This window comes from Pseudomonas sp. 20P_3.2_Bac5, assembly GCF_025466035.1.
GTDB lineage: Bacteria > Pseudomonadota > Gammaproteobacteria > Pseudomonadales > Pseudomonadaceae > Aquipseudomonas.
In genome coordinates this window covers 189,436-209,614 of sequence record NZ_JANLOA010000137.1, presented here as the reverse complement: position 1 = coordinate 209,614, position 20,179 = coordinate 189,436, and the positions used below count along the sequence as shown (strand labels likewise).

The window sequence follows — 20,179 nt, the reverse complement described above, 5'->3', positions numbered from 1 at the left end:
AATTCCCACGGGAGCAACGGACATGGCCGAACACCTGAACACGCTGTCCACCTGGCATGAAGGCGAGAAATTCATCCAGGAGAAAGTCGGCGTCGCCGAGCGTATGGAAGGTGTCGGCCAGCGGGTCATACGGGATTTCATGCCCGACCAGCATCGCGACTTCTACCGCCAACTGCCGTTCATCGTGCTCGGCAGCGTGGACGCCGAGGGCGATGCCTGGGCGACCTTTCTCGAAGGCCGGCCTGGTTTCATGAGTTCGCCTTCAGCCACTGCCCTCGATATCGCCGCCCGGCCGGACCCACTGGATCCGGCTGGCCTGGGGATGTTCGATGGCGCCCCGGTCGGCCTGCTCGGGATCGAGATGCACAGCCGGCGGCGCAACCGTATGAACGGGGTGCTGTCGGGTCTCGCCCAAGGCTTTCGGGTCGAGGTCGACCAGAGCTTCGGTAACTGCCCGCGGTACATCCAGTTGCGGGACTTTTCCTTTGCCCGGGATCCGCAGGCTGCGTTCGCCGGACAGATCGAAGCACTCCCCACCCTCGATGCCCGGGCACGATCGCTGATCGAGGGGGCCGATGCCTTTTTCGTCGCCACCTACGCCGACCGCGAGGAACGCCGTCAGGTCGACGTGTCCCATCGCGGTGGCAAGCCGGGCTTCGTTCGCGTCGGCGAGGATGGCCTGCTGACCATCCCCGACTTCAACGGCAACCTGTTTTTCTCGACCCTGGGCAATATCCATCTCAACGGCAAGGCCGGGCTGTTGTTCGTCGATTACCAAAGCGGCGATGTATTGCAGATGACCGGCGATGCCGAGGTCATTTTCGATTCGCCGGAAATCGCGGTATTCCAGGGCGCCGAGCGGCTCTGGACGTTCAAACCCCGGAAGATCGTCCGCAGACCCGGCGGCCTCGCCCTGCGCTGGGCATCCCGCAAAGACGGCGAGGCCGACAGCTCGCTGATGACCGGCGACTGGCAGCAGGCCGACGAGCGCCTGCGCGCGGTCGAACTCGCCACCCGCTGGCGGGTGCTAAAAGTCTCCCGCGTGGTGCAGGAAAGTGCGTCGATCCGTTCCTTTCACCTCGAACCCACCGACGGTGCGGGACTGCTGCCGCACCTGGCGGGCCAGCACCTGCCCATCCGTGTGCGACTTCCCGGCGTGAACAAACCGGTCATTCGCACCTACACCTTGTCGGTCGCGCCGTCCGACAGCCATTACCGCATCAGCGTGAAACGCGACGGTCGGGTGTCCGGGCATCTTCACGACGAACTGCGCGAAGGCGACACGCTGGAGGCGCGGGCGCCGGCGGGCGATTTCACCCTGGACGCCGCGGACCCTCGCCCCGCGGTGCTGATCGCCGGCGGCGTCGGTATCACGCCGATGCTGGCGATGCTGCGCCACCTCGTCTTCGAAGGCGCGCGCACCCAGCGCATCCGCCCGGCCACGCTGTTCTACGCCGCCCGCTCGAAGCCGGAACGTGCTTTCGATCAGGAACTGGCGGCGCTCGTCGCCACGGCGAACGGCGCCGTCAACGTGGTCCGCGTGCTGAGCGACATCCACGGCGTTGCGCACGGCATCGACTACGACGCCGCAGGCCGCATCGACATGCCGCTGCTCGGGCGGTATCTGCCCTTCGGCGATTACGCGTTCTACCTGTGCGGCCCGCCCGCGTTTACCCAGGCGATCTACGACGGCTTGCGCGGGTACGGCGTCGCCGACGAGCGCATTCACGCCGAAGCCTTCGGGCCCGGCTCACTGACCCGCACTGGCGCTGGCGCCGCGCCCGTGCGCCTGCCGCCCGCGACAGAATCGGTGGCGGTCACCTTCATGGACTCGCTGAAAGAAGCCCGCTGGACGCCGGAGTCCGGCACCTTGCTGGAACTGGCGGAAGCCCGTGGCCTGTCACCGGAATACAGTTGTCGCGAAGGCCATTGCGGCACCTGCCGCACCCGCCTGCTCAAGGGCGCGGTCACCTATATCAAGGAGCCGACCGCCAAGGTCGGCGACGATGAAGTGCTCATCTGCTGCGCGGTCGCGGCCGGTGAGGACCCGATCCAGCTCGCCCTTTGACTTCACTCATCACTCAGGAGACTGACCATGTCCCGTCCACCGCTGCCACCCTTCACCGAACAGAGCGCCATCGAAAAAGTCCGCCTGGCCGAAGACGGCTGGAACAGCCGCGACGCTGCCAAAGTCGCGCTGGCCTACACCACGGACACCCGCTGGAGAAACCGCGCCGAGTTCGTCCACAACCGCGCCGAAGCCGAAGCCTTCCTCACCCGCAAATGGAACCGCGAACTGGACTACCGGCTGATCAAGGAACTGTGGGCCTTCACCGGCAACCGCATCGCCGTGCGCTACGCCTACGAGTACCGCGACGACAGCGGCCAGTGGTTCCGCGCCTACGGCAACGAGAACTGGGAGTTCGCCGAAGACGGCCTGATGCGCGCGCGCCACGCCAGCATCAACGAACAGCCGATCCGCGAAGCAGACCGCCAGTTCCACTGGCCGCTGGGCCGGCGCCCGGACGATCACCCGGGCCTCAGCCACTTCGGCTTCTGAAGCCGACACTGGAAGGATGCGCAAAATGGCACATAATCCCGGGCACCCCGACGGCGCCCCGGGACTCACCGGAGACGCTCATGACAAGTCCCTGACCCGAAGGAAACCCACCGCAATGGACCGTTGGCTGGCGATGCGCGTCTTCGTGAACGTTGCGCAAACCGAGAGCTTCGCCAAAACCGCGCGGCAGATGCACATGAGCGCACCGGCGGTGACGCGCATCGTGGCGGCACTGGAAGATCTGGTCGGCGCCCGCCTGCTGGTGCGCACAACCCGCTCGGTGAAGACCACTGAGGCCGGCGCACACTATCTTGCCGACTGCCGGCGCATTCTCGGCGATATCGCCGAAGCCGAAGCCGCTGCGGCCGGTCACTACAGCGAGCCGTCCGGGACATTGGCAATCACCGCGCCGATCCTGTTCGGCCAGTTGTACGTACTGCCGATCGTCACCGACTACCTCGACGCCTACCCCGGCATGCATGCGCGGACCCTGTTCATCGATCGTCAGGTGAATATCGTCGAGGAAGGGCTCGATGTTGCCGTGCGCATCGGCCATCTGGCGGACTCCGGCCTGACTGCGGTGCGGGTCGGCGCGGTACGTCACGTGATCTGCGCGGCGCCGGACTACCTTGGAAAGCGCGGTACCCCGACCGCCCCGACAGACCTCAAAGACCACCGCATCGTCGCGTCCAACAGCTCATGGGCTTCGCCGGAATGGCGCTTCGCCGGTGGTCAGCGAATCGGCATCGACCCGGTGCTGATGTGCAATACCAACCAGGCGGTGATCGATGCGGCGCGTTCGGGTTGGGGATTGACCCGGGTGCTGCATTACCAGGTCGGGCCGGCCTTGCTCGCCGGTGAATTGCAGGTGGTGCTGGAGGAATTCGAAGAGCCGCCATTGCCGATTCACCTGGTATATCCACAAGGACGACAGGCGCCGGCGAAGGTGCGAGCGTTCGTGGATATTGCGGTGGAGCGGTTGCGGGGCAATCCGCTGTTTGGGGGTGTTCGTCAGTAACAGGGCTTTGCCGGCAAGACCGGCTCCCACAGGTTCCAGGCTGGTGCTTGCCTGCAATGAATCGAGCAAGCCCCGGCCAATGGCCGGGGCCCCATCAGCTCATTACGCCGAATGCACCTTGCGCCCACTGACCCAGGTTTCCTGCACCGGGATATCGCGCATGCCAGCCGCATCGGCGGCCTTCCATTGCAGCGGATCCTTGGCCAGGATCACCAGGTCGGCCTGCTTGCCCGGCAGCAGCGAACCGACCTGATGGTCAAGATGGCATTGCCAGGCCGCATCGATGGTCACCGCGCGCAGGGCCTGGTGCACATCGAGGCGCTCTTCCTTGTTGAGAATCCGCTTGTTGTCATCCTGCTCATCCACCACGGCTTCCATCACCCGGCCAATCGCCTGCTCCATGTAGCGCAGCGGACCGAACGGGGTGACGAAACGGTCGCTGTGCAGGCTGATGCGCAGGCCACCTTTCAACGCCGAGGCGCAACGGTCGAGCATGTCGGCGCGTTCCTCGCCGAGGATGGTTTGCTGGAATGCCTGGCCCCAGTAGCCGACATGACCGATCAGGAAGCTCGGTGAGATCGCCATGCGCTTCATCAGGGCAATGGCGTCGTCGTGCAGCAGCGAGCAGTGTTCGATACGGTGGCGCTGGTTGGCCCAGGCCGGCACGCTGTTGAACGGCGGCTCGGGCAGCGGGGCCTTGTCGGTCGGCGGATTGCACAGGGCCAGTTGGTAGGCGGACAGCACGTTGTCGATCGCTTCGTCGCCGTTGGCGTGGGTCAGGATCGGCCAGCCCTTGGCGGTGACATCGGCCATGACATTGGCCAGTTCGCGCACCGGGTTGTAGTTGAACAGGCCGTAGGCGCCGACGCCTGGTACCTGATGCTCATGGCAACACTTGTAGGGCTCGCTCTGCAGCCCGGTGAGCCCCTGGTTCGAGCCGTCGGCGATCAGTTTCATCGCGCGCAGCGTGAACAGCTCGTTGCCCTCGCTGTCCAGTTCGGGATGGTAGGACTTCAGCCACATCTTCAGATCGGCGTCATCGCTGCCATACAAGGCCCCGCCTACCCGCAGCGTCAGTACATGAGTCTTGGCCAGCAGCCTCATCAGGCCGATTTCATACTGCTTGCCGACCAACCCGACGCTCGCATCGAATACCGTGGTGATTCCACGCTTGTTCGCGTCACTGAAGACCTGTAACAAGTTGCGGAAAAACTGCAACGGTCCCGGTTTAGGCAGATGCGGGATCATCAGGGCCGATTGGGTTTCGGTCAGGACGCCATCTTTGTATTCCTTGTCGAGACCGGCCAGCTTCAGGGCCTTGGTGTTCGCATAGCTGATATGACCGGACGCGTTGAGCAGGAAGATCTTCAGCTCAGGCAGCTCGGGGTAAAGGCTATCAAGCGTGGACGCCTGGATGTCCTGCCAATCCTTCATCAACGAGGGGTCGACACCGAACCCGGTCACCCATTGCTGATCCTTGGGCTTGTCTTTCACCGCCTTGGCGGCCTTCACGATCTCGGCCTCGACGTGGGCGATGCTGTATTCCCTGTTCAGGCTCTGACCCTGAATGGGCGACAGATCGGTCCATCCGGTGATCAGTGCGGTAGACATCAGGTGCGCATGGGCATCGATCAAGCCGGGCAGCAAGGTTTCTTCCGGCTTCAGCGGGCGATCGACCGGCGTGTACTGCTGCATCGCCTTGCGGACATCGTCCAGTGCGCCGCTCGCCTTCACCTCGCCCTCGGCGATACCGATGGCCTCGACCTGCTGCCCCGCCCGCTCGGGATCAGGGTAGATATTGCCGCCAAAGAAAATCACGGCTTGCTGACCGCCATGGGGGGCCAGTGTCTCGGCCTCGGCGTGCAGGGCCTGCCAGGCTTCGGCTGCGTGCTCGAAGCGCGGCAGCATGTTGGGGGTACAGCAGGCACAGCCGAATTGAGGTTGTTGCGACATGAGTGATTCCTTTCAGTTTCAGAGAGGGTCTGTGGAATGACGATGAACATCGCATGGCACGATTTCAGTCCGGTTATCCTCGCGTCCGGCAATGCGAAGAGGTCGAGAGGCCGTCCTGGTCCGTACTCGATAGCGGGCTCAACTTAGCACCACAAGTTGTGCGTGTACTCACAATTTGGTATGTGAACTTAGCAATTTCCCCGAGTACTCCAAAGGCCAGAAAATTCGCGATCAGCCCGGATTTACGGTGTCAGATGCCCGTCGCAGCTCACTGCAGCACCGAAAAACCACCAATATCAAATAGCCATATTTTTCTTGCTCAAAGCAACGCTCCGGCTAGACTGGCCCGGTCTTGGCATAACGATGCAGCGGGAATCTCATTGATGTCTGATACCGGCATTACCCCCCACAGCGAAGCGCTGCGAACGCCCGATTACACCGCCTTCGCCAAATCCCCGTTGTGGGATCTGCAGCGTCAGTACTACAGCGAAAAAGGGCTGGATGCCTGGGCCGGGGCGCACGTACCGCACTACGTGACCAGCCATCCTGTCATGGCGATGGCCTATGCGCAGATGGTTTTGGGCTTCTGGCGTGACCTCAAGGCCCAAGGCCTGGTCAGCGAACAGCCGCTGTACATCATCGAACTGGGCAGTGGTTGCGGGCGTTTTGCCTGGCACTTCCTGCTGCAATTCTTCGAGGCCTTCGATGCCATTCGCGGGCCGGATGACCGGGTCTGCTACGTGATGACCGACTTCAACGCCAGGACCCTAGAGCACTGGCGCGAGCGGCTGCATGGCAGGCTCGATCCCTTCATCCAGCAGGGCCGCCTCGACTTTGCCTTGTTCGATGTGGAAACCGACAGCCAGGTGGAACTGCAACATCAGCAGATAACCCTGACGCCCGGCAGCCTCAAGCTGCCTCCGGTGGTCATCGCCAACTACGTGTTCGGCAGCCTGCGCCAGGACTTGTTCTTCCTCGATAAAGAACACCTCTATGAAGGCTGGCTGAAGGTCGAAAGAGGCCCCGAAAGCGATGCCGACCAGCCGTTTTCCGGCCTGGCCCCGGACTATCAAAAGCGCCGGATCGTTGCCCCCGATTATCCTGACCAGAACTGGAACCGGTTGATCGAGCGCTACGCCCAGCACCTGTCGCCTTGCGCCCTGCTCTTTCCTGCGCAGGCATTGAATGCGCTGGAACGCCTCAGCCAACTGTACGACGGCAACCTGCTGCTGCTCAGCGCCGACCGTGGCAGCCATGAACTGAAAGACCTCGCCAGACAACAAACACCTGACTTTGCCTGCCACGGCAGCTTCACCCTGCCGGTCAACTACCCGGCCTTGGCGGACATCATCCAGAGCAATGGCGGCGCTTGCTGGTCCAGCCCGCCCGGAAATGGCCTGGCCCTTCTGGCTGCCTGCTGGCGCGCGGCTCCCGTTGGCACCTGGCGCGAAACCACCGCCGCCGCACAACAGGCTTTGCACGGGTTCAACCCCAACGATTTCTACCGCATCAAACAGGCCCTGGAGACCGGGGCAGAATCCCTGAGCCAGGAGCAGATGCTCGCCTTCCTGCGTCTCGCGCACTGGGATACCAAGGTGTTCTACCTGTTGCTGCCGCAGATCGACGCCGTGCTCGCCCGGTTATCGGGTGCGGCGCAACAGCGGTGGTATCAGGCACTTGGCGAAGTCTGGCGTTTTCACCTGCCTATCGGCGAGGACTACGACCTAGCCTTCGACCTGGGCAGCCTGGCCGTCGAGCTCAATCGCTGGACCGCGGCTATCGGCTGGTTTGGCCAATCGCTCGAACGCCCTGCTCCGACGCAGGAGAAAGAGCAAGATCACAGCAGTACCTGGTTCAATCTGGGCATCGCGCATTGGCAATTGGCGAGCTACAGCCAGGCCGAAATCTGCCTGCTCAAGGCGCTGGAACGGGTGGGCGACGATCAGGCGGGAGATGAGGAAGAGGCGTTCGATATCCATCGCCAACTCGCCGACCTGAGCAATTGGCAAGCCCGCTGTGAAAGGCTGTTGGGCGCTCCGACCCTGCAACTGCCCGATCCTCCGGCGCCTGACACCAAGGCCGTGTACGCCAGCCTGCTCGGCCCTCATCAGGCTCGGGCGCTCTACCGCATGCAGCGCAATGCGGAACTTTGCCGACTGGCCGGGGTGGAGCGCATGCGGAGTATTGACCAGACACGTGACTGGCTGCGCAAGCAACAGTCAGAGCACAACCCTGTACTGGGGATCCTGCATCCGGACCTTGGCCTGATTGGTGTTGCCGCACTGCAATACCTGCCTCAGGCCACAGCACCCGACGGTAGTCGAAGCGCCCGCTTCTACTACTGGATTGGGCAGAGCTACCAGAATCAGGGCTACGGTCTTCAGGCCATGACGCTCCTGCACCAATTGGCTCGCGTCAGAGGCATCCATCATCTGTTCGCCACGGTCGACCAGGCCAACACCCGTTCTCAACGGGTCCTGACCAGGCTTGGCTACCGGCGTCTGCCAGTCCAGCCGGCTGGCATCCCGGACGGCTGTCACTATTACTACTTTGGACAAGCCACCAGCGGGCCGGAACTGAGCAACACCCTCAGCCGTTTTCTGACCGAACAAGAGTCCGGCTAGCATGCTGATCATTCAGAACACGCAACTTCAGGCTCTGGCCCAGCCGCCCCGTCAGCAGTTCATCGATGAAATGATGAACCACCTGTATAGCCACTTCCCCACGCAAGCCTGGCGCCTGACCCGCGACGATCTGCGCAGCCAGGTCAACTCACTGATCGACCGTGCCGCCAGCTACCAACTGACCAGCCGGCAGCAGGTCTGTCGATTCATCAATCTGGCCGCGACCTACGGCTGGGCATTCGACAGCGACCCGAATTTGCTGTGGATGCGCAACATCCTCACCGACACCGCCCTGCCCCACCCCGGCGAGCGCCTGAACCGGTTGGTGGAAAGTTGCCTGCACCGGCAAAAGGTCGAAGACCGCAATCTGAGGCAGCGTCGAGAACTCGGATTGCTGCCGAGCGACAAACCAGTTGTATTCGAACCCCAGGTAGCAGCAGATCACTCAGGCCCCGACAGCTATCAAAACGCCCAGCCTGAGCGCCTGGATAGACAGAGGCAGATCAAAAGCAATCCATCGGACTACCGCCTCAGCGAGTCCCTGTTCAGCGACGAGGAGTTTTTCATTGGCGACTGACACCTCGTCTCTGGCACAGGCAGACCAGGCCGCCCAAGCCCAGAGTGATACTCAGGCGGTAGACGCAACGACTATCACTTGCCCACCGCCTCCACAGGACCCGAACAAGGTCATTGAAGTAACAGTGGTTGGTGAAGACGGGAAAGGACTCGATGGTATCGAGTTGGTGATTACCCGGGATGACGGTCAGGCACTCATTGGCAAGACCAGCCCGGACGGACGCTTCCTTTTCAAAGGCCTGCCGCTGGGCACTTATCAACTGAGCCTGCCTGAACTGGATGAAGAGGCGTGGCAGGTAAAAACCACCGTGGACTTATCCGAAGCGGACGCCAACTGCACCCTGCTCGCAACCTGGCAACCCGCACCTGAGGCATCGCCTGCCAGTGAGCAGACTCATGTCATCAAGCAAGGCGAATGCATCGGGAAAATCGCCGAGCGCTATGGATTCTTCCCAGCCACTATTTGGGAGCATGACGCGAACGCAGCACTGAAAGAGTTGCGCCACGACAACATGTACATCCTTCTGGCAAACGACGAGGTTGTAATCCCTGAAAAACGCCAAAAGACAGAAGCGGCTGAAGCCGGCAAGCACCTGACGATTGAACGCAAAGGGGTGCCGGAATTTTTGCACATCCGTTTCCTCAACGATGATGAGAGCCCCAGAGAAGGGGTGCCCTATCTGCTCAGCCTGACGACAGGGCGAGGGGATGCCGAGGCCGAGATATCGGGCAAAACAGATGCTCAGGGCTTCGTAAACCAGGCTGTCAGCCCGGACATCACCCAAGCCACGATCGTGTTGAACCCGGGTCCGCAGGCCGAAACCTACGCTTTCAATATTGGTTACACAGACCCTATCGACACAGTCTCGGGCTGGCAGGGACGCCTGAAGTGCCTTGGTTACGACTGCGGAGAGGAAGGCAACGGTCCTGACGGAAAAACAGAGATGGCCATTCGCGAATTTCAGCGGGCCAGGCAACTTGAAGAGACCGGCAGCATGGATGAAGCGACCCGACAAGCACTTTTGAGCGCCGCATTATCATGATCGTTCCGGGAAGTGAAAACTTTTGACCAACCGGGCAGCACCCGAGATAGAGCCTCCCCATGAAGCCATCGAGCACCTCAGCAACTAGCGCTTTTTCCGCATCACTGGGAAGCAAGTCCACCGTTAAAAGTAAGGGTCGACCTTTAATCCGCATCATCCATCTGGACTGTGGGGCGGGCGGCGACTGTACTGTGCTTTTCACCGATAGCCAATTTATCGTGATCGATGGCGGGAAGGTTGAAACCGGAACGCGCTTGTCAACATTGCTGACGGAATTGATGGAGCAAGAAATAATGCCGCTGGCATTCATAGTCAGTCACTTCGATACCGATCACTACCTCGGCCTATTCCATGCAATAAAAACAATCTGCATGGACTGTACCGGAGTCGAGGAGGACGACGAAGACGAAGACGAGCATGAGGATCCGTTTGAAACAATAGAAATCATCACACCTGCTCGAGCAAAAGTCTTGAACAAGGATATGTATGGCAAGCCGACAAACAGGGAAGAAGCCAGCAGTGTTGCCGTTGCATGCCGGCAATTGAAGAACGCTGTGGAGGCTGTGCGAAAAACAAGAATCAATTATAACAATGCAAACACCCTGACATTCGATAATGGCTTTTCCCTTGTACTACAAAACAACCCTGCCCCTTTAAACCCGAGCCTATGTAACGGAAATAATGGTTCAAGCCTGCAGTGGATACTTGTAGATAGTAAAGGAAGAACCAAAACCACTTACTACACAGGCGGCGACGCGGAAGCAGGCCCGCTCGATGCCACCATTGTAAAACTCGACCATCACGGCTCGACGGTGGGCCATACCAATTCAAAAGCCAGTAAGCTCAAAAGCACATTGTATTGGGTCATCATGGGCGCTGGACGCGGCCACAAGCACCCCGGGCAAAACCTGCTGCCACATGCCAATAAGGCTTCATCAAACATAGTCATGACGCAACATCATTTCATTGATGTATACCATAAACATAAACTGGTATTTGTAAGTCGCACCCCCCCACACTGGGGAGACAACGGTTTTTCCATTTTTGCCGGTGATAAAATACTGGTCAATATCGACAACTCCAGAGGTCTGCTGACGATAGGCGGGAAGCACACAGAGATTGACAATGAATACTGCGCAAATCTGGATGAGGATATGGAATTTTTCCTCGATGTCACCAGAAACATCCTCAACTGCCCCGCCGAGAAACCTTGCGACAGAGACACCGTCCCAGAACCTCCACCATTACAATGTCTGCACGCAGGGTGCAACAACGAAGCAACTGAGATGAGTCTTAATCCGGAATCCACTACATTCATCGCTTGCGAGGAACATGGGGCCGAGGAACTGGAGCGGCAACAAACCGCCTACTTTGCAAAACGAACAAGAGAAGAACAGGCCGAGCTAAAACGAGAACGCACCCTGAAAAAGCATGAGGACGAGGACGAGGATTTTGAAGAAGATGACGAAGATAATTACGAAGAAGACGATGACGAACTAGCCCAAGAGAGTAAAGTACATAAAAAAATAAAAACGAAATAACGCAAATATTTCACCGTCGATCAGAGTCAATGGCTCAACTGCGCCCAGACTTTCGCCTTCCCGACGAACGCACTACAGGCACCAGCCTCTCGCTCAATACCGACCCAGCAATGCGATTCTTTCAATAACGAAAATAAACCACTCGCGTGGTGTGGTCATCGACGGTATTTGTCAGCCGTGATGTGAGCAAAGTCTTGGAGTGCGTCGAGAAACCCCATCAAACTCAACCTTTGCCCCTCCAAGCCCCCTGCGCGGTCAGTCTGCGCCGGCATCTTTTTTGGGCACGCCAATGGTCTTGCGGTCACCGGTTGCAGAGACCTCATACACATTCATGACCCACGTGTCCGCAATCACCGTTTCAACCAGATAATTCTTCTTGGCTTGTGTCGTGAATTGCTGCGCAACAGGCTGTTCCTTGTCGAACGGCGTCGGCATGGGAATGCCGTTGAAGGTGAACGGTTTGTCCTAGCCCTGCCCTTTCACAAGCACCGTTTTGTCGGCCTCGACCAACGTACTGATGCTGTCAGTACCACCGGCCATTTTCTTCAGATAAGCCGGTATGCGCTTTCATAAACCCGATCACCCGCGCTCTCAAATCCAGTATTGGCATACCCGTACATGTAACTGACAGGACGATCACCCTCGCCGCCGATGGTCCGGAAAATCACGCTGGCTTGATGGTCATTCATGGCCAATGGAACTACCGGCGCTGAATGGGTTAATGCTTCACAGGCTTGAACACACGCGCCGTAGAGAGTGTCTGAAGGTGCTGAACGGAGATAACCGGGCGAAGTCCGGGCCACTTATGGACATGGAGAATGTGATGCTGCTGACGCGCAATCCGTTGCTGGGCCTGAGCCTTCTGGTAGTTGGAGGCTGTACCCCTTTCCAACCGCCGCCAGGGGACTACACGCAATGGTACAAAAAGGGGGAATCCCAATCCGGCGTCGACAACGCCATGCGTGCTTGCGGGTACACCAATCTTGATGGCGTGGGAGACAAATCGCCGATTGATGTTGTGCTGACCCGGTTCTACTGCATGAAAGACGCAGGGTTCTCGCGCCGGGATAAGCTCGACCTGTGCAAGCAAGGCCGCATCGGCGAGTCCCCGGTGTGCGACGGACGCCGGTAATGATCCTTCACACACTCCACGCGGAAATGCCGCAGGCCTTTCTAGAAAAACTCAGACAACGGCGTGTCACGTGTTGTCCGAGTCATAGCGTGAGGGAGAACGCCATGTTTACCAGGAGCCTGCTGTTGAGCTTTTTCGCTGTGTTACTGGTGGGCTGTACGGGAAGGGGCTTTCAACCGCCACCGCCGGACTTCACCAATTGGCAAAAGAGCGGCGTCTCGGTCGAGGGGGTCAAGAGTGCCATGCTCGCGTGCGGGTACCCCAATGTCGCGGGCATAGGCAACGGCTCAATCGATGCGGAATTGAAGCACTTCTATTGCATGAAAGATGCTGGCTTCAAGCGTAAGGACAATATGGATCTGTGCAAGCAAGGCCGCGTTGGCGAATCACCGGTGTGCGACGGCCGCCGGTAATCCATCACTAGAAGAAACAGGGAATCAGCGCTCTACGCTATGGGGCCTTGCCTGCCCCAAAAAGCCAAAAGCCCGCAGTTACGCGGGCTTCAGGTTTTTTCTTGCTAGTGGGTGCCGGTCAGTGCCGGACACCCCATCATTCCCACTCAATCGTCGCCGGCGGCTTGCTCGACACGTCGTAGGTCACCCGCGAAATCCCTTCGATCTCGTTGATGATCCGGCCGCTGACAGTTTCCAGCAGCTCGTACGGCAGGTGTGCCCAACGCGCGGTCATGAAGTCCACGGTCTCGACGGCACGCAGGGCGACGACCCAAGCGTAGCGACGGCCATCACCAACGACGCCAACCGATTTCACCGGCTGGAACACGACGAAGGCCTGGCTGGTCTTGTGGTACCAGTCGGCTTTGCGCAGTTCTTCGATGAAGATGTGGTCGGCACGACGTAGCAGGTCGGCGTATTCCTTCTTCACTTCGCCAAGGATACGCACGCCCAGGCCCGGACCCGGGAACGGGTGACGGTAGACCATGTCGTACGGCAGGCCCAGTTCCAGGCCGATCTTGCGCACTTCGTCCTTGAACAGTTCGCGCAACGGCTCGACCAGCTTGAGGTTCATTTCCTCCGGCAGGCCACCAACGTTGTGGTGCGACTTGATCACGTGGGCCTTGCCGCTCTTGGCGCCAGCCGACTCGATCACGTCCGGGTAGATGGTGCCCTGGGCGAGGAACTGGATGTTGTCCAGCTTGCTGGCCTCGGCATCGAACACGTCGATGAAGGTGCGACCGATGATCTTGCGCTTCTTCTCCGGGTCGGACTCACCGGCCAGGTTGCCAAGGAACTGCTCTTCGGCGTTGGCGCGGATCACCTTGACGCCCATGTTCTCGGCGAACATGGCCATCACTTGCTCGCCTTCGTGCAGACGCAGCAGGCCGTTGTCGACGAAGACGCAGGTCAGTTGGTCGCCGATGGCGCGGTGCAGCAGCGCGGCAACCACGGAGGAGTCGACACCGCCGGACAGGCCCAGCAGCACGTTGGCCGAACCGACTTGCTCGCGAACCTGGGCAATGGCGTCCTCGACGATGTTCGAGGCGTTCCACAGGGCTTCGCAGCCACAGATGTCGAGTATGAAGCGCGACAGGATGCGACCGCCCTGCTTGGTGTGGGTCACTTCCGGGTGGAACTGCACGCCGTAGTAGCCGCGGGCATCGTCGAACATGCCGGCGATCGGGCAGCTCGGGGTGCTGGCCAGGACGTGGAAGTCCTTCGGCATCTGGGTGACCTTGTCACCGTGGCTCATCCACACGTCCAGGCCGAAGACGCCGTCGTCGTCGACGTGGTCTTCGATGCCGTCAAGCAGGCGGCTCTTGCCGACCACGTCAACGCGGGCATAACCGAATTCGCGAAGGTCCGAACCTTCGACCTTGCCGCCCATCTGCTCGGCCATGGTCTGCATGCCGTAGCAAATGCCCAGTACCGGTACGTTCAGGTCGAAAACGGCCTGCGGCGCGCGCGGGCTGTTGGCTTCGTGGACGGACTCTGGACCGCCGGCGAGGATGATGCCGCGCGGGTTGAATGCACGAATGGCTTCATCGTCCATGTCGAACGGGTGCAGTTCGCAGTACACGCCGATTTCGCGCACGCGGCGGGCGATCAGCTGGGTGTACTGGGAACCGAAGTCGAGAATCAGGATGCGGTGAGCGTGAATGTCGAGGGCCATGACTCAATCTCGTCAGTGGTAATCGGAAACGACGCGGGGCTGTTCGATAACAGCCCCGCTTAACGGTGTTGCCAGGAGCATCAACCTACGCGGTAGTTTGGCGCTTCTTTGGTGATCTGTACGTCATGCACATGGGACTCGGCCATGCCGGCACCGGTGATGCGCACGAACTCAGGCTTGGTGCGCATTTCTTCGATGTCGGCGCTGCCGGTGTAGCCCATCGAGGAACGCAGACCGCCCATCAACTGGTGGATGATCGCGGCCAGTGCGCCTTTGTAAGGAACGCGGCCTTCGATGCCTTCCGGAACCAGCTTCTCGGCGCCGGCCGAGGAATCCTGGAAGTAACGGTCCGAGGAACCTTGTGCCTGAGCCATGGCGCCCAGCGAGCCCATGCCACGGTAAGCCTTGTAGGAACGGCCTTGGAACAGTTCGACTTCACCCGGCGCTTCTTCGGTACCGGCGAACATCGAACCCATCATCACGCACGAAGCGCCCGCAACGATGGCCTTGGACAGGTCACCGGAGAAGCGGATGCCGCCGTCGGCGATCAGTGGAACGCCGGTGCCTTCGAGGGCGGCGGCGACGTTGGCGATGGCGCTGATCTGCGGCACGCCGACACCCGCAACGATACGGGTGGTGCAGATCGAGCCAGGGCCGATACCGACCTTGACCGCGTCAGCGCCGGCTTCAGCCAGGGCCTTGGCGGCAGCGCCGGTGGCGATGTTGCCGCCGATCACCTGCACTTGCGGGAAGGTTTCCTTGACCCAGCGAACGCGGTCGATCACGCCTTTGGAGTGGCCGTGGGCGGTGTCCACCACCACTACGTCAACACCAGCGGAAACCAGTGCGGCAACGCGCTCGGCGGTGTCCTTGCCGGTACCGACAGCAGCGCCGACACGCAGACGACCCTGGTCGTCCTTGCTGGCCAGCGGGTAGGCCTTGGCTTTTTCGATGTCCTTGACGGTCATCATGCCCTTGAGGCTGAAGTTGCCATCGACGATCAGGACTTTTTCCAGGCGGTGCTTGTGCAGCAGCTCGCGGACTTCGTTCTTGTCGGCGCCTTCGCGGACAGTGACCAGACGCTCTTTCGGGGTCATCACGTCGCGGACGGCGATGTCCAGGCGGGTTTCGAAGCGCACGTCACGGGAGGTGACGATGCCGACCAGGTCGCCGTTGTTCAGCACCGGTACGCCGGAGATGTTGTTCAGGCGGGTCAGTTCGAACAGATCGCGAACGGTGGCGTCGGCGTCAATGGTGATCGGGTCGGTGACTACACCGGCCTCGAACTTCTTGACCTTGCGGACTTCGGCAGCCTGCTGCTCGACGGTCATGTTCTTGTGGATGATGCCGATGCCGCCTTCCTGCGCCATGGCGATGGCCAGGCGGGCTTCGGTCACGGTATCCATGGCGGCGGAAACCAACGGAATGTTCAGCTCGATGCCACGGGTCAAACGGGTCTTGAGACTGACTTCGTTAGGAAGTACCTCGGAGTAGCCAGGTACAAGGAGAATGTCGTCGAAGGTCAGGGCTTCTTGGCTGATACGCAGCATCGCGGGGGCTCCCGGGCGGGAAAAATGGAAGCGCGCCATTATACTCATGCGCGCCTGTTCACTCAATGCAAAGATGGGCCTTCGGTCAGTTGACTGGCCGCTTCACCCGCACCACCGCCACCGGCTGATCCAGCCAGTCGGCGAAGGCGTCGAGGAAGGTCTGTTTGAAACCGGCGTCGGCCCACCCGTTGAAGATGAAGCCCAGGTTGGAAAAGGCACACGGCTGCAGAAACAAAAAGCCGTTGATGTCGTCTTCATGGCCGCATTCAGGGCAGGTGAAGTTATCGGTCTGCGCCGGCATCCAGTCTTCCAGGCTGTCGAACAGCGCCTCGCCGACCTCCCGGCGACATTCCGGGCAGCCCGCTTCTTCGAGGAAATCATCCAGCGGCGTATAGATGCAGCGCTTGGTGATGACTTCCAGACCATTGATGCGCTTGCCATACGGCAGCAATTCCGGCCGCTCCACCACCTTGCGCGCACCTTCGCCGATGGCGTGGCCCATGCGGCTGCCGGTGAGGCCGCAGGTGCTGAGGCCTTCTTCGACGATCTTCTCGCGCACCAGCCAGCGCAGGATGGCCCGCGCGCGGGCTTCGTGCACGGGGATGGTGGACATGCGGGGAACGATGATGCTCTGGGTAATCATGACAGCGGCCAGACGTGCTCAAAGCTGCCAGTTTACCTCACTCAGGTAACGACCGATCAGCGCGATGCCGCTGCCCAGCACCAGCCAGGTCACCAGGCGCACGAAGGCTTCGCGGGACATGTTCAGGGTCAGCCGGCGGCCGACGCGCAGGCCGAGGAACATCATCGGCAGCAGGCACACCGCGAGCAGCAGCAACGGCCCGTCGGCGTAGACCCCGGCGATCAGGAACAGGCTCAGCCGCACCACGGTGCTGCAACTGATCAGCGCACTCTGGGTCGCCCGCGCCTGCTCGGTGGAAGTCAGGCGGGCATTGAGGTACAGCGCATATAGAAAACCGCCGCTGCCGAACAACGCGCCGAACAGGCCGCCCACTGTCCCCGTCGGCACCGCCCAGGCCGGTGCCAGGTTGGCCGGTTTGACCTTCACCGCCAGGCTATAGAGTGCGTAGGCAGTGACGAACAGGCCCATCAGCAACATCAGCACATCGGCCTTGAGCTTGAGCAGAAAGATCACCCCGAGGGTGCAGCCCAACGCCATGAACGGCAGCAGGCGCAGCAGTTCGCTTCTGACCACCGCCTTGCGCGCCGGCAGCCAGTTACCGAACGCGGCGACGAAATCAAGCAGCACCAGCAACGGAATGATCTGCGACAGCGGCATGAAGTTGATCAGCACCGGCCCGGCCACCAGCGCGGTGCCGAAGCCGGCGATGCCGAACACCACATAGGCGGCGGCCACACCGAGCAGGATCGGCAGCCAATCGAGGGTCGAAAACGGCAATTGAGTGAATAGATCCGACAGCATTCGGGAGGCACCTTGCAGAAGTTTCAGATCACCTTAACCAGTCGGCACCTATGCCGACTAATATGCAATATCGCCATCAGCCATCTCGAAACGGCATAGCTCATGATTTCTACCCGCCAACTGCGCTACTTCGTTGAAATCGCCGAAAGCGGCAGCTTCAGTGCTGCCGCCGAACGCCTCTTCATCGCCCAGTCGGCCCTGAGCCGGCAGGTCCGCGAACTGGAGCAGCAACTGGACACAGCCCTGTTCGAACGCACCGCCCGACAACCGCGCCTGACCGCTGCTGGTTTGGCCTTCCTGCCACGGGCCCGCCATCTGCTGCAGGACCTGGACAAGGCCAGTACCCTCGCCCGCGAGGTCGGCCAGGGCTTGCGCGGCAGCCTGCGCCTGAGCCATTCGAGCACGGTGCCGCTCACCGGCACGCTGCTGCAACGGCTGGGCGGGTATCTGCGCGAGAACACCGGGGTCTCCATGGAAATAGCCCAGCTTTCGTCCGAAGGCCAACTGGAGGAACTGGCCGATGGTCGTCTGGATATCGGCCTGCTGCGTCTGCCGGTGCTGCGCCAGCATGAAGGCCTGTGCGTGGAGCCGCTGTTCGAAGAGCCGCTGTTGCTGGCGGTAGCCGATACCCACCCGCTGGCGACGCACAACAGCGTGCACCTGCAAGACCTGCGGGAACAACCGTTCATCTCCATCCCCCATCGTCAGCGCGGCGGTCTGAGTTACCTGTCGGCGGAACTGTGCATGAGCGCCGGCTTTTTCCCGCGGCCGGCGCGGGTGGTATCACGCAAGACCACCCAGTTGCAATTGATCCAGGCCGGCTTCGGCGTCGCCTTGCTGCCGCGCTGCATGCAGGACATCGCCCCGACGTCGGTACGTTTTCTGCCGATGGCCGACCCGGGCTGCGTCAGCACCGTCGCCATCGCCTACAGACGAGACGCCGGACCGCTTGTAAGGCAATTCCTCAGTCATATCCACGACGCGACCTTGACCCTGAAGTAGCTACAGGGCCCAGCCTAGGCAAAAACACGGAGGCTTTGCCATGAGTACACAAAAGGATCAGGACTATCTGCAACGCACCGGGATACTCGATTTCGACGCGCCAGCGATCACTCACCTCATCGACACCCGCGGCTGGCGCCAGTTGCCGCCCGAACAGGCGGCCCGCGCCGTCTACGAGTTCTGCCGCGACGAGATCCTGTTCGGCTACAACGCCGGCGCCGACAGCCTGCCGGCGTCGGCGATCCTCAAGGAAGGCCTGGGCCACTGCAACACCAAGTCGAACCTGCTAATGGCTTTGCTCCGCGCCCTCGACATCCGCTGCCGACTGCGCGCCTTCACCATCGACAAACGCCTGCAGAAAGGTGCCATGACCGCCTTCGTCTACTTCATGGCGCCTCGGGAAATTCTCCACACCTGGGTCGAGGTCGAGTTGCATGGCCAGTGGGTGGTGCTCGAAGGCGTGATCCTTGATGAGCAATACCTGCGCGCGGTACAGAACAGGTTCAGCAACTGCCAGCACGCGTTCCTCGGCTATGCCGTGGCCACCCCGTCCCTGGCCGAACCTGCGGTGCAATGGACCGGACGCGACACCTACATCCAGCGCGAAGGCATTGCCCGGGAACTCGGGCTGTACGCATCGCCGGACGATTTCTACCGCGAGCACAAGACCAACCTGAACGGCGTGAAAGGCTGGCTGTACCACAACTTCTTCTACAAGGTGCTCAACGACAACGTGCGGCGTATCCGCGAAGGCGCGCTGGAGGGTGCCGGCAGCCAGGCCTGTGCTCACCAGGACAGCACCGCGAGAATTAAGTGATTTCCCACCAACCGTAGAGAACGGTCCTACATAACCTTCCAACCATAGTGCCCATCCTCTGGCCGGTCGGCCTGCAGACCTTCAGAAAACCTGAAGGCTCTCGCAGGCCATACCCCGTATTCGAATACGACTCGAGTACCCAGCCATGAGGAACTCAACCCTATGCAAGGCTACTTCATCCGCATCGGCGACAAGACAAGCTGTGGTGGCAAGGTCATCGAAGGCAGCAGCGGCACCATAATGGGAGGACTGCCCCAATCGCGCCTAGGTGACACCGTCACCTGTGGCGTCACCGGCGGCTTCTTCCAGATCGTCGGAGGTGTGCCATGGATACTCATCCCGCACCTTAAGGCCTGAAGCCGATGGGAAAGTTGGGGATTTTCGTAGCTAGCCTGCTGGGGCTGTGGCTCGCCTCCGAATGGTGGGAAAAAGGCCTTGCCTCCGCTAAAAGAGAACCAAGACTAAGCCCAAACGGATGCTCAAGCCTTCAGACCTTCAAACCTTTCTGGTTGTTGCCCGACATACTGCACCGTGAATTTGCACCCAACGACGATGACGAGGGTCAATGGTTTCCCACTTGGGAATCACCCGGTTTCTACCGCTTATATGACAATTACAACAACCAACTGATCGGCGAAACCGTCATCTATGACCTTGCATATTCCGGAGGTAGATTGAGCTGGGACCGTGGCGGAGGCGTATGGGTCGGAATGACCTACATCGGCCCTAGCATCCGGGATTGCATCGGAGCCAAACCTGTTCCCCCACAGTGAGCACTAAACAATTCCGAAC

18 protein-coding genes are annotated in these 20,179 nt (G+C 60.5%); 12 read left to right on the top strand and 6 right to left on the bottom strand.

Translation table 11 applies throughout. The annotated features are described in order from the left end of the window. The first annotated feature begins 22 nt into the window (after nucleotides 1–22). From NTD88_RS28590 to NTD88_RS28580, 3 genes are all read left to right on the top strand, one after another. Nucleotides 23–2,068: a pyridoxamine 5'-phosphate oxidase family protein gene (locus NTD88_RS28590; RefSeq protein WP_262153458.1), complete on the top strand. Its 2,046-nt coding sequence runs from the start codon at nucleotides 23–25 to the stop codon at nucleotides 2,066–2,068. A 27-nt stretch (nucleotides 2,069–2,095) separates the two neighbouring features. Then, the gene (locus tag NTD88_RS28585) at nucleotides 2,096–2,560 is read left to right on the top strand and encodes a DUF1348 family protein (RefSeq protein ID WP_262153459.1); all 465 of its coding nucleotides are present in this window, start codon (nucleotides 2,096–2,098) and stop codon (nucleotides 2,558–2,560) included. A gap of 115 nt (nucleotides 2,561–2,675) precedes the next feature. Continuing rightward, nucleotides 2,676–3,578 carry a LysR family transcriptional regulator gene (locus NTD88_RS28580; protein ID WP_262128731.1) on the top strand — a complete coding sequence of 301 codons (903 nt, stop codon included), beginning with the start codon at nucleotides 2,676–2,678 and terminating at the stop codon, nucleotides 3,576–3,578. 102 nt (nucleotides 3,579–3,680) lie between these two features. Here NTD88_RS28580 and NTD88_RS28575 read toward each other — a convergent pair whose 3' ends face one another. Beyond that, on the bottom strand, nucleotides 3,681–5,531 hold the full coding sequence (locus tag NTD88_RS28575) for an amidohydrolase (RefSeq protein WP_262153460.1): 1,851 nt from the start codon (nucleotides 5,529–5,531) through the stop codon (nucleotides 3,681–3,683). Between the two features lie 383 nt (nucleotides 5,532–5,914). Between NTD88_RS28575 and NTD88_RS28570 the strand changes: the two genes are divergently transcribed. From NTD88_RS28570 to NTD88_RS28555, 4 genes are read left to right on the top strand one after another with little or no spacing between them, the layout of a single operon-like run. After that, complete coding sequence (locus NTD88_RS28570) at nucleotides 5,915–8,155, top strand: GNAT family N-acetyltransferase (RefSeq protein WP_262153461.1); 2,241 nt, start codon at nucleotides 5,915–5,917, stop codon at nucleotides 8,153–8,155. 1 nt (nucleotide 8,156) lies between these two features. Then, the gene (locus tag NTD88_RS28565; protein ID WP_262128728.1) at nucleotides 8,157–8,732 is read left to right on the top strand and encodes a hypothetical protein; all 576 of its coding nucleotides are present in this window, start codon (nucleotides 8,157–8,159) and stop codon (nucleotides 8,730–8,732) included. Further along, entirely contained in the window at nucleotides 8,722–9,774 is a 1,053-nt protein-coding gene (locus NTD88_RS28560; RefSeq protein ID WP_262153462.1) for a peptidoglycan-binding protein, read from the top strand. The genes NTD88_RS28565 and NTD88_RS28560 overlap by 11 nt, the downstream gene beginning before the upstream one ends. A gap of 59 nt (nucleotides 9,775–9,833) precedes the next feature. Next, nucleotides 9,834–11,315, top strand: coding sequence for a hypothetical protein (locus tag NTD88_RS28555; protein ID WP_262153463.1), 1,482 nt, complete (start codon nucleotides 9,834–9,836; stop codon nucleotides 11,313–11,315). A gap of 255 nt (nucleotides 11,316–11,570) precedes the next feature. Here NTD88_RS28555 and NTD88_RS28550 read toward each other — a convergent pair whose 3' ends face one another. Next, nucleotides 11,571–11,750: a hypothetical protein gene (locus NTD88_RS28550; protein ID WP_262153464.1), complete on the bottom strand. Its 180-nt coding sequence runs from the start codon at nucleotides 11,748–11,750 to the stop codon at nucleotides 11,571–11,573. Nucleotides 11,751–12,138: 388 nt separating this feature from the next. On the opposite strand from NTD88_RS28550, the gene NTD88_RS28545 reads away from it, so the two are divergent. Both NTD88_RS28545 and NTD88_RS28540 read left to right on the top strand, forming a co-directional pair. Next, nucleotides 12,139–12,447 (top strand): hypothetical protein, encoded by a 309-nt coding sequence (locus NTD88_RS28545; RefSeq protein ID WP_410017316.1) that lies wholly within the window; start codon nucleotides 12,139–12,141, stop codon nucleotides 12,445–12,447. Between the two features lie 104 nt (nucleotides 12,448–12,551). Then, complete coding sequence (locus tag NTD88_RS28540; protein WP_262128724.1) at nucleotides 12,552–12,860, top strand: hypothetical protein; 309 nt, start codon at nucleotides 12,552–12,554, stop codon at nucleotides 12,858–12,860. Between the two features lie 136 nt (nucleotides 12,861–12,996). On the opposite strand, the gene guaA is transcribed toward NTD88_RS28540, so the two are convergent. The 4 genes from guaA to NTD88_RS28520 form a co-directional block, all read right to left on the bottom strand. Further along, on the bottom strand, nucleotides 12,997–14,574 hold the full coding sequence (guaA, locus tag NTD88_RS28535) for a glutamine-hydrolyzing GMP synthase (protein ID WP_095154225.1): 1,578 nt from the start codon (nucleotides 14,572–14,574) through the stop codon (nucleotides 12,997–12,999). 80 nt (nucleotides 14,575–14,654) lie between these two features. Continuing rightward, entirely contained in the window at nucleotides 14,655–16,124 is a 1,470-nt protein-coding gene (gene guaB / locus NTD88_RS28530; RefSeq protein ID WP_095154226.1) for an IMP dehydrogenase, read from the bottom strand. An 85-nt stretch (nucleotides 16,125–16,209) separates the two neighbouring features. Then, nucleotides 16,210–16,767, bottom strand: a complete 558-nt coding sequence (locus tag NTD88_RS28525; protein ID WP_095154227.1) for a sugar ABC transporter ATPase — start codon at nucleotides 16,765–16,767, stop codon at nucleotides 16,210–16,212. An 18-nt stretch (nucleotides 16,768–16,785) separates the two neighbouring features. Beyond that, nucleotides 16,786–17,568, bottom strand: a complete 783-nt coding sequence (locus NTD88_RS28520; RefSeq protein WP_262153465.1) for a sulfite exporter TauE/SafE family protein — start codon at nucleotides 17,566–17,568, stop codon at nucleotides 16,786–16,788. Between the two features lie 102 nt (nucleotides 17,569–17,670). Between NTD88_RS28520 and NTD88_RS28515 the strand changes: the two genes are divergently transcribed. The 3 genes from NTD88_RS28515 to NTD88_RS28505 all read left to right on the top strand — a co-directional run bounded on the left by NTD88_RS28515 (nucleotide 17,671) and on the right by NTD88_RS28505 (nucleotide 19,744). After that, nucleotides 17,671–18,570, top strand: coding sequence for a LysR family transcriptional regulator (locus NTD88_RS28515; RefSeq protein WP_262153466.1), 900 nt, complete (start codon nucleotides 17,671–17,673; stop codon nucleotides 18,568–18,570). A gap of 40 nt (nucleotides 18,571–18,610) precedes the next feature. Next, a complete protein-coding gene (locus NTD88_RS28510; protein WP_262153467.1) occupies nucleotides 18,611–19,387 on the top strand; it encodes a transglutaminase-like domain-containing protein in 777 nt (258 codons plus the stop codon). A gap of 162 nt (nucleotides 19,388–19,549) precedes the next feature. Continuing rightward, nucleotides 19,550–19,744 (top strand): PAAR domain-containing protein, encoded by a 195-nt coding sequence (locus tag NTD88_RS28505; protein ID WP_095154231.1) that lies wholly within the window; start codon nucleotides 19,550–19,552, stop codon nucleotides 19,742–19,744. Nucleotides 19,745–20,179: the final 435 nt, after the last annotated feature.

Bases quoted from the DNA above. Each gene is read 5' to 3' on its own strand.
- NTD88_RS28590 (WP_262153458.1), top strand. From the start codon at position 23: ATGGCCGAACACCTGAACACGCTGTCCACCTGGCATGAAGGCGAGAAA.
- NTD88_RS28585 (WP_262153459.1), top strand. From the start codon at position 2,096: ATGTCCCGTCCACCGCTGCCACCCTTCACCGAACAGAGCGCCATCGAA.
- NTD88_RS28580 (WP_262128731.1), top strand. From the start codon at position 2,676: ATGGACCGTTGGCTGGCGATGCGCGTCTTCGTGAACGTTGCGCAAACC.
- NTD88_RS28575 (WP_262153460.1), bottom strand. From the start codon at position 5,531: ATGTCGCAACAACCTCAATTCGGCTGTGCCTGCTGTACCCCCAACATG.
- NTD88_RS28570 (WP_262153461.1), top strand. From the start codon at position 5,915: ATGTCTGATACCGGCATTACCCCCCACAGCGAAGCGCTGCGAACGCCC.
- NTD88_RS28565 (WP_262128728.1), top strand. From the start codon at position 8,157: ATGCTGATCATTCAGAACACGCAACTTCAGGCTCTGGCCCAGCCGCCC.
- NTD88_RS28555 (WP_262153463.1), top strand. From the start codon at position 9,834: ATGAAGCCATCGAGCACCTCAGCAACTAGCGCTTTTTCCGCATCACTG.
- NTD88_RS28550 (WP_262153464.1), bottom strand. From the start codon at position 11,750: ATGCCGACGCCGTTCGACAAGGAACAGCCTGTTGCGCAGCAATTCACG.
- NTD88_RS28545 (WP_410017316.1), top strand. From the start codon at position 12,139: ATGCTGCTGACGCGCAATCCGTTGCTGGGCCTGAGCCTTCTGGTAGTT.
- NTD88_RS28540 (WP_262128724.1), top strand. From the start codon at position 12,552: ATGTTTACCAGGAGCCTGCTGTTGAGCTTTTTCGCTGTGTTACTGGTG.
- guaA (WP_095154225.1), bottom strand. From the start codon at position 14,574: ATGGCCCTCGACATTCACGCTCACCGCATCCTGATTCTCGACTTCGGT.
- guaB (WP_095154226.1), bottom strand. From the start codon at position 16,124: ATGCTGCGTATCAGCCAAGAAGCCCTGACCTTCGACGACATTCTCCTT.
- NTD88_RS28525 (WP_095154227.1), bottom strand. From the start codon at position 16,767: ATGATTACCCAGAGCATCATCGTTCCCCGCATGTCCACCATCCCCGTG.
- NTD88_RS28520 (WP_262153465.1), bottom strand. From the start codon at position 17,568: ATGCTGTCGGATCTATTCACTCAATTGCCGTTTTCGACCCTCGATTGG.
- NTD88_RS28515 (WP_262153466.1), top strand. From the start codon at position 17,671: ATGATTTCTACCCGCCAACTGCGCTACTTCGTTGAAATCGCCGAAAGC.
- NTD88_RS28510 (WP_262153467.1), top strand. From the start codon at position 18,611: ATGAGTACACAAAAGGATCAGGACTATCTGCAACGCACCGGGATACTC.
- NTD88_RS28505 (WP_095154231.1), top strand. From the start codon at position 19,550: ATGCAAGGCTACTTCATCCGCATCGGCGACAAGACAAGCTGTGGTGGC.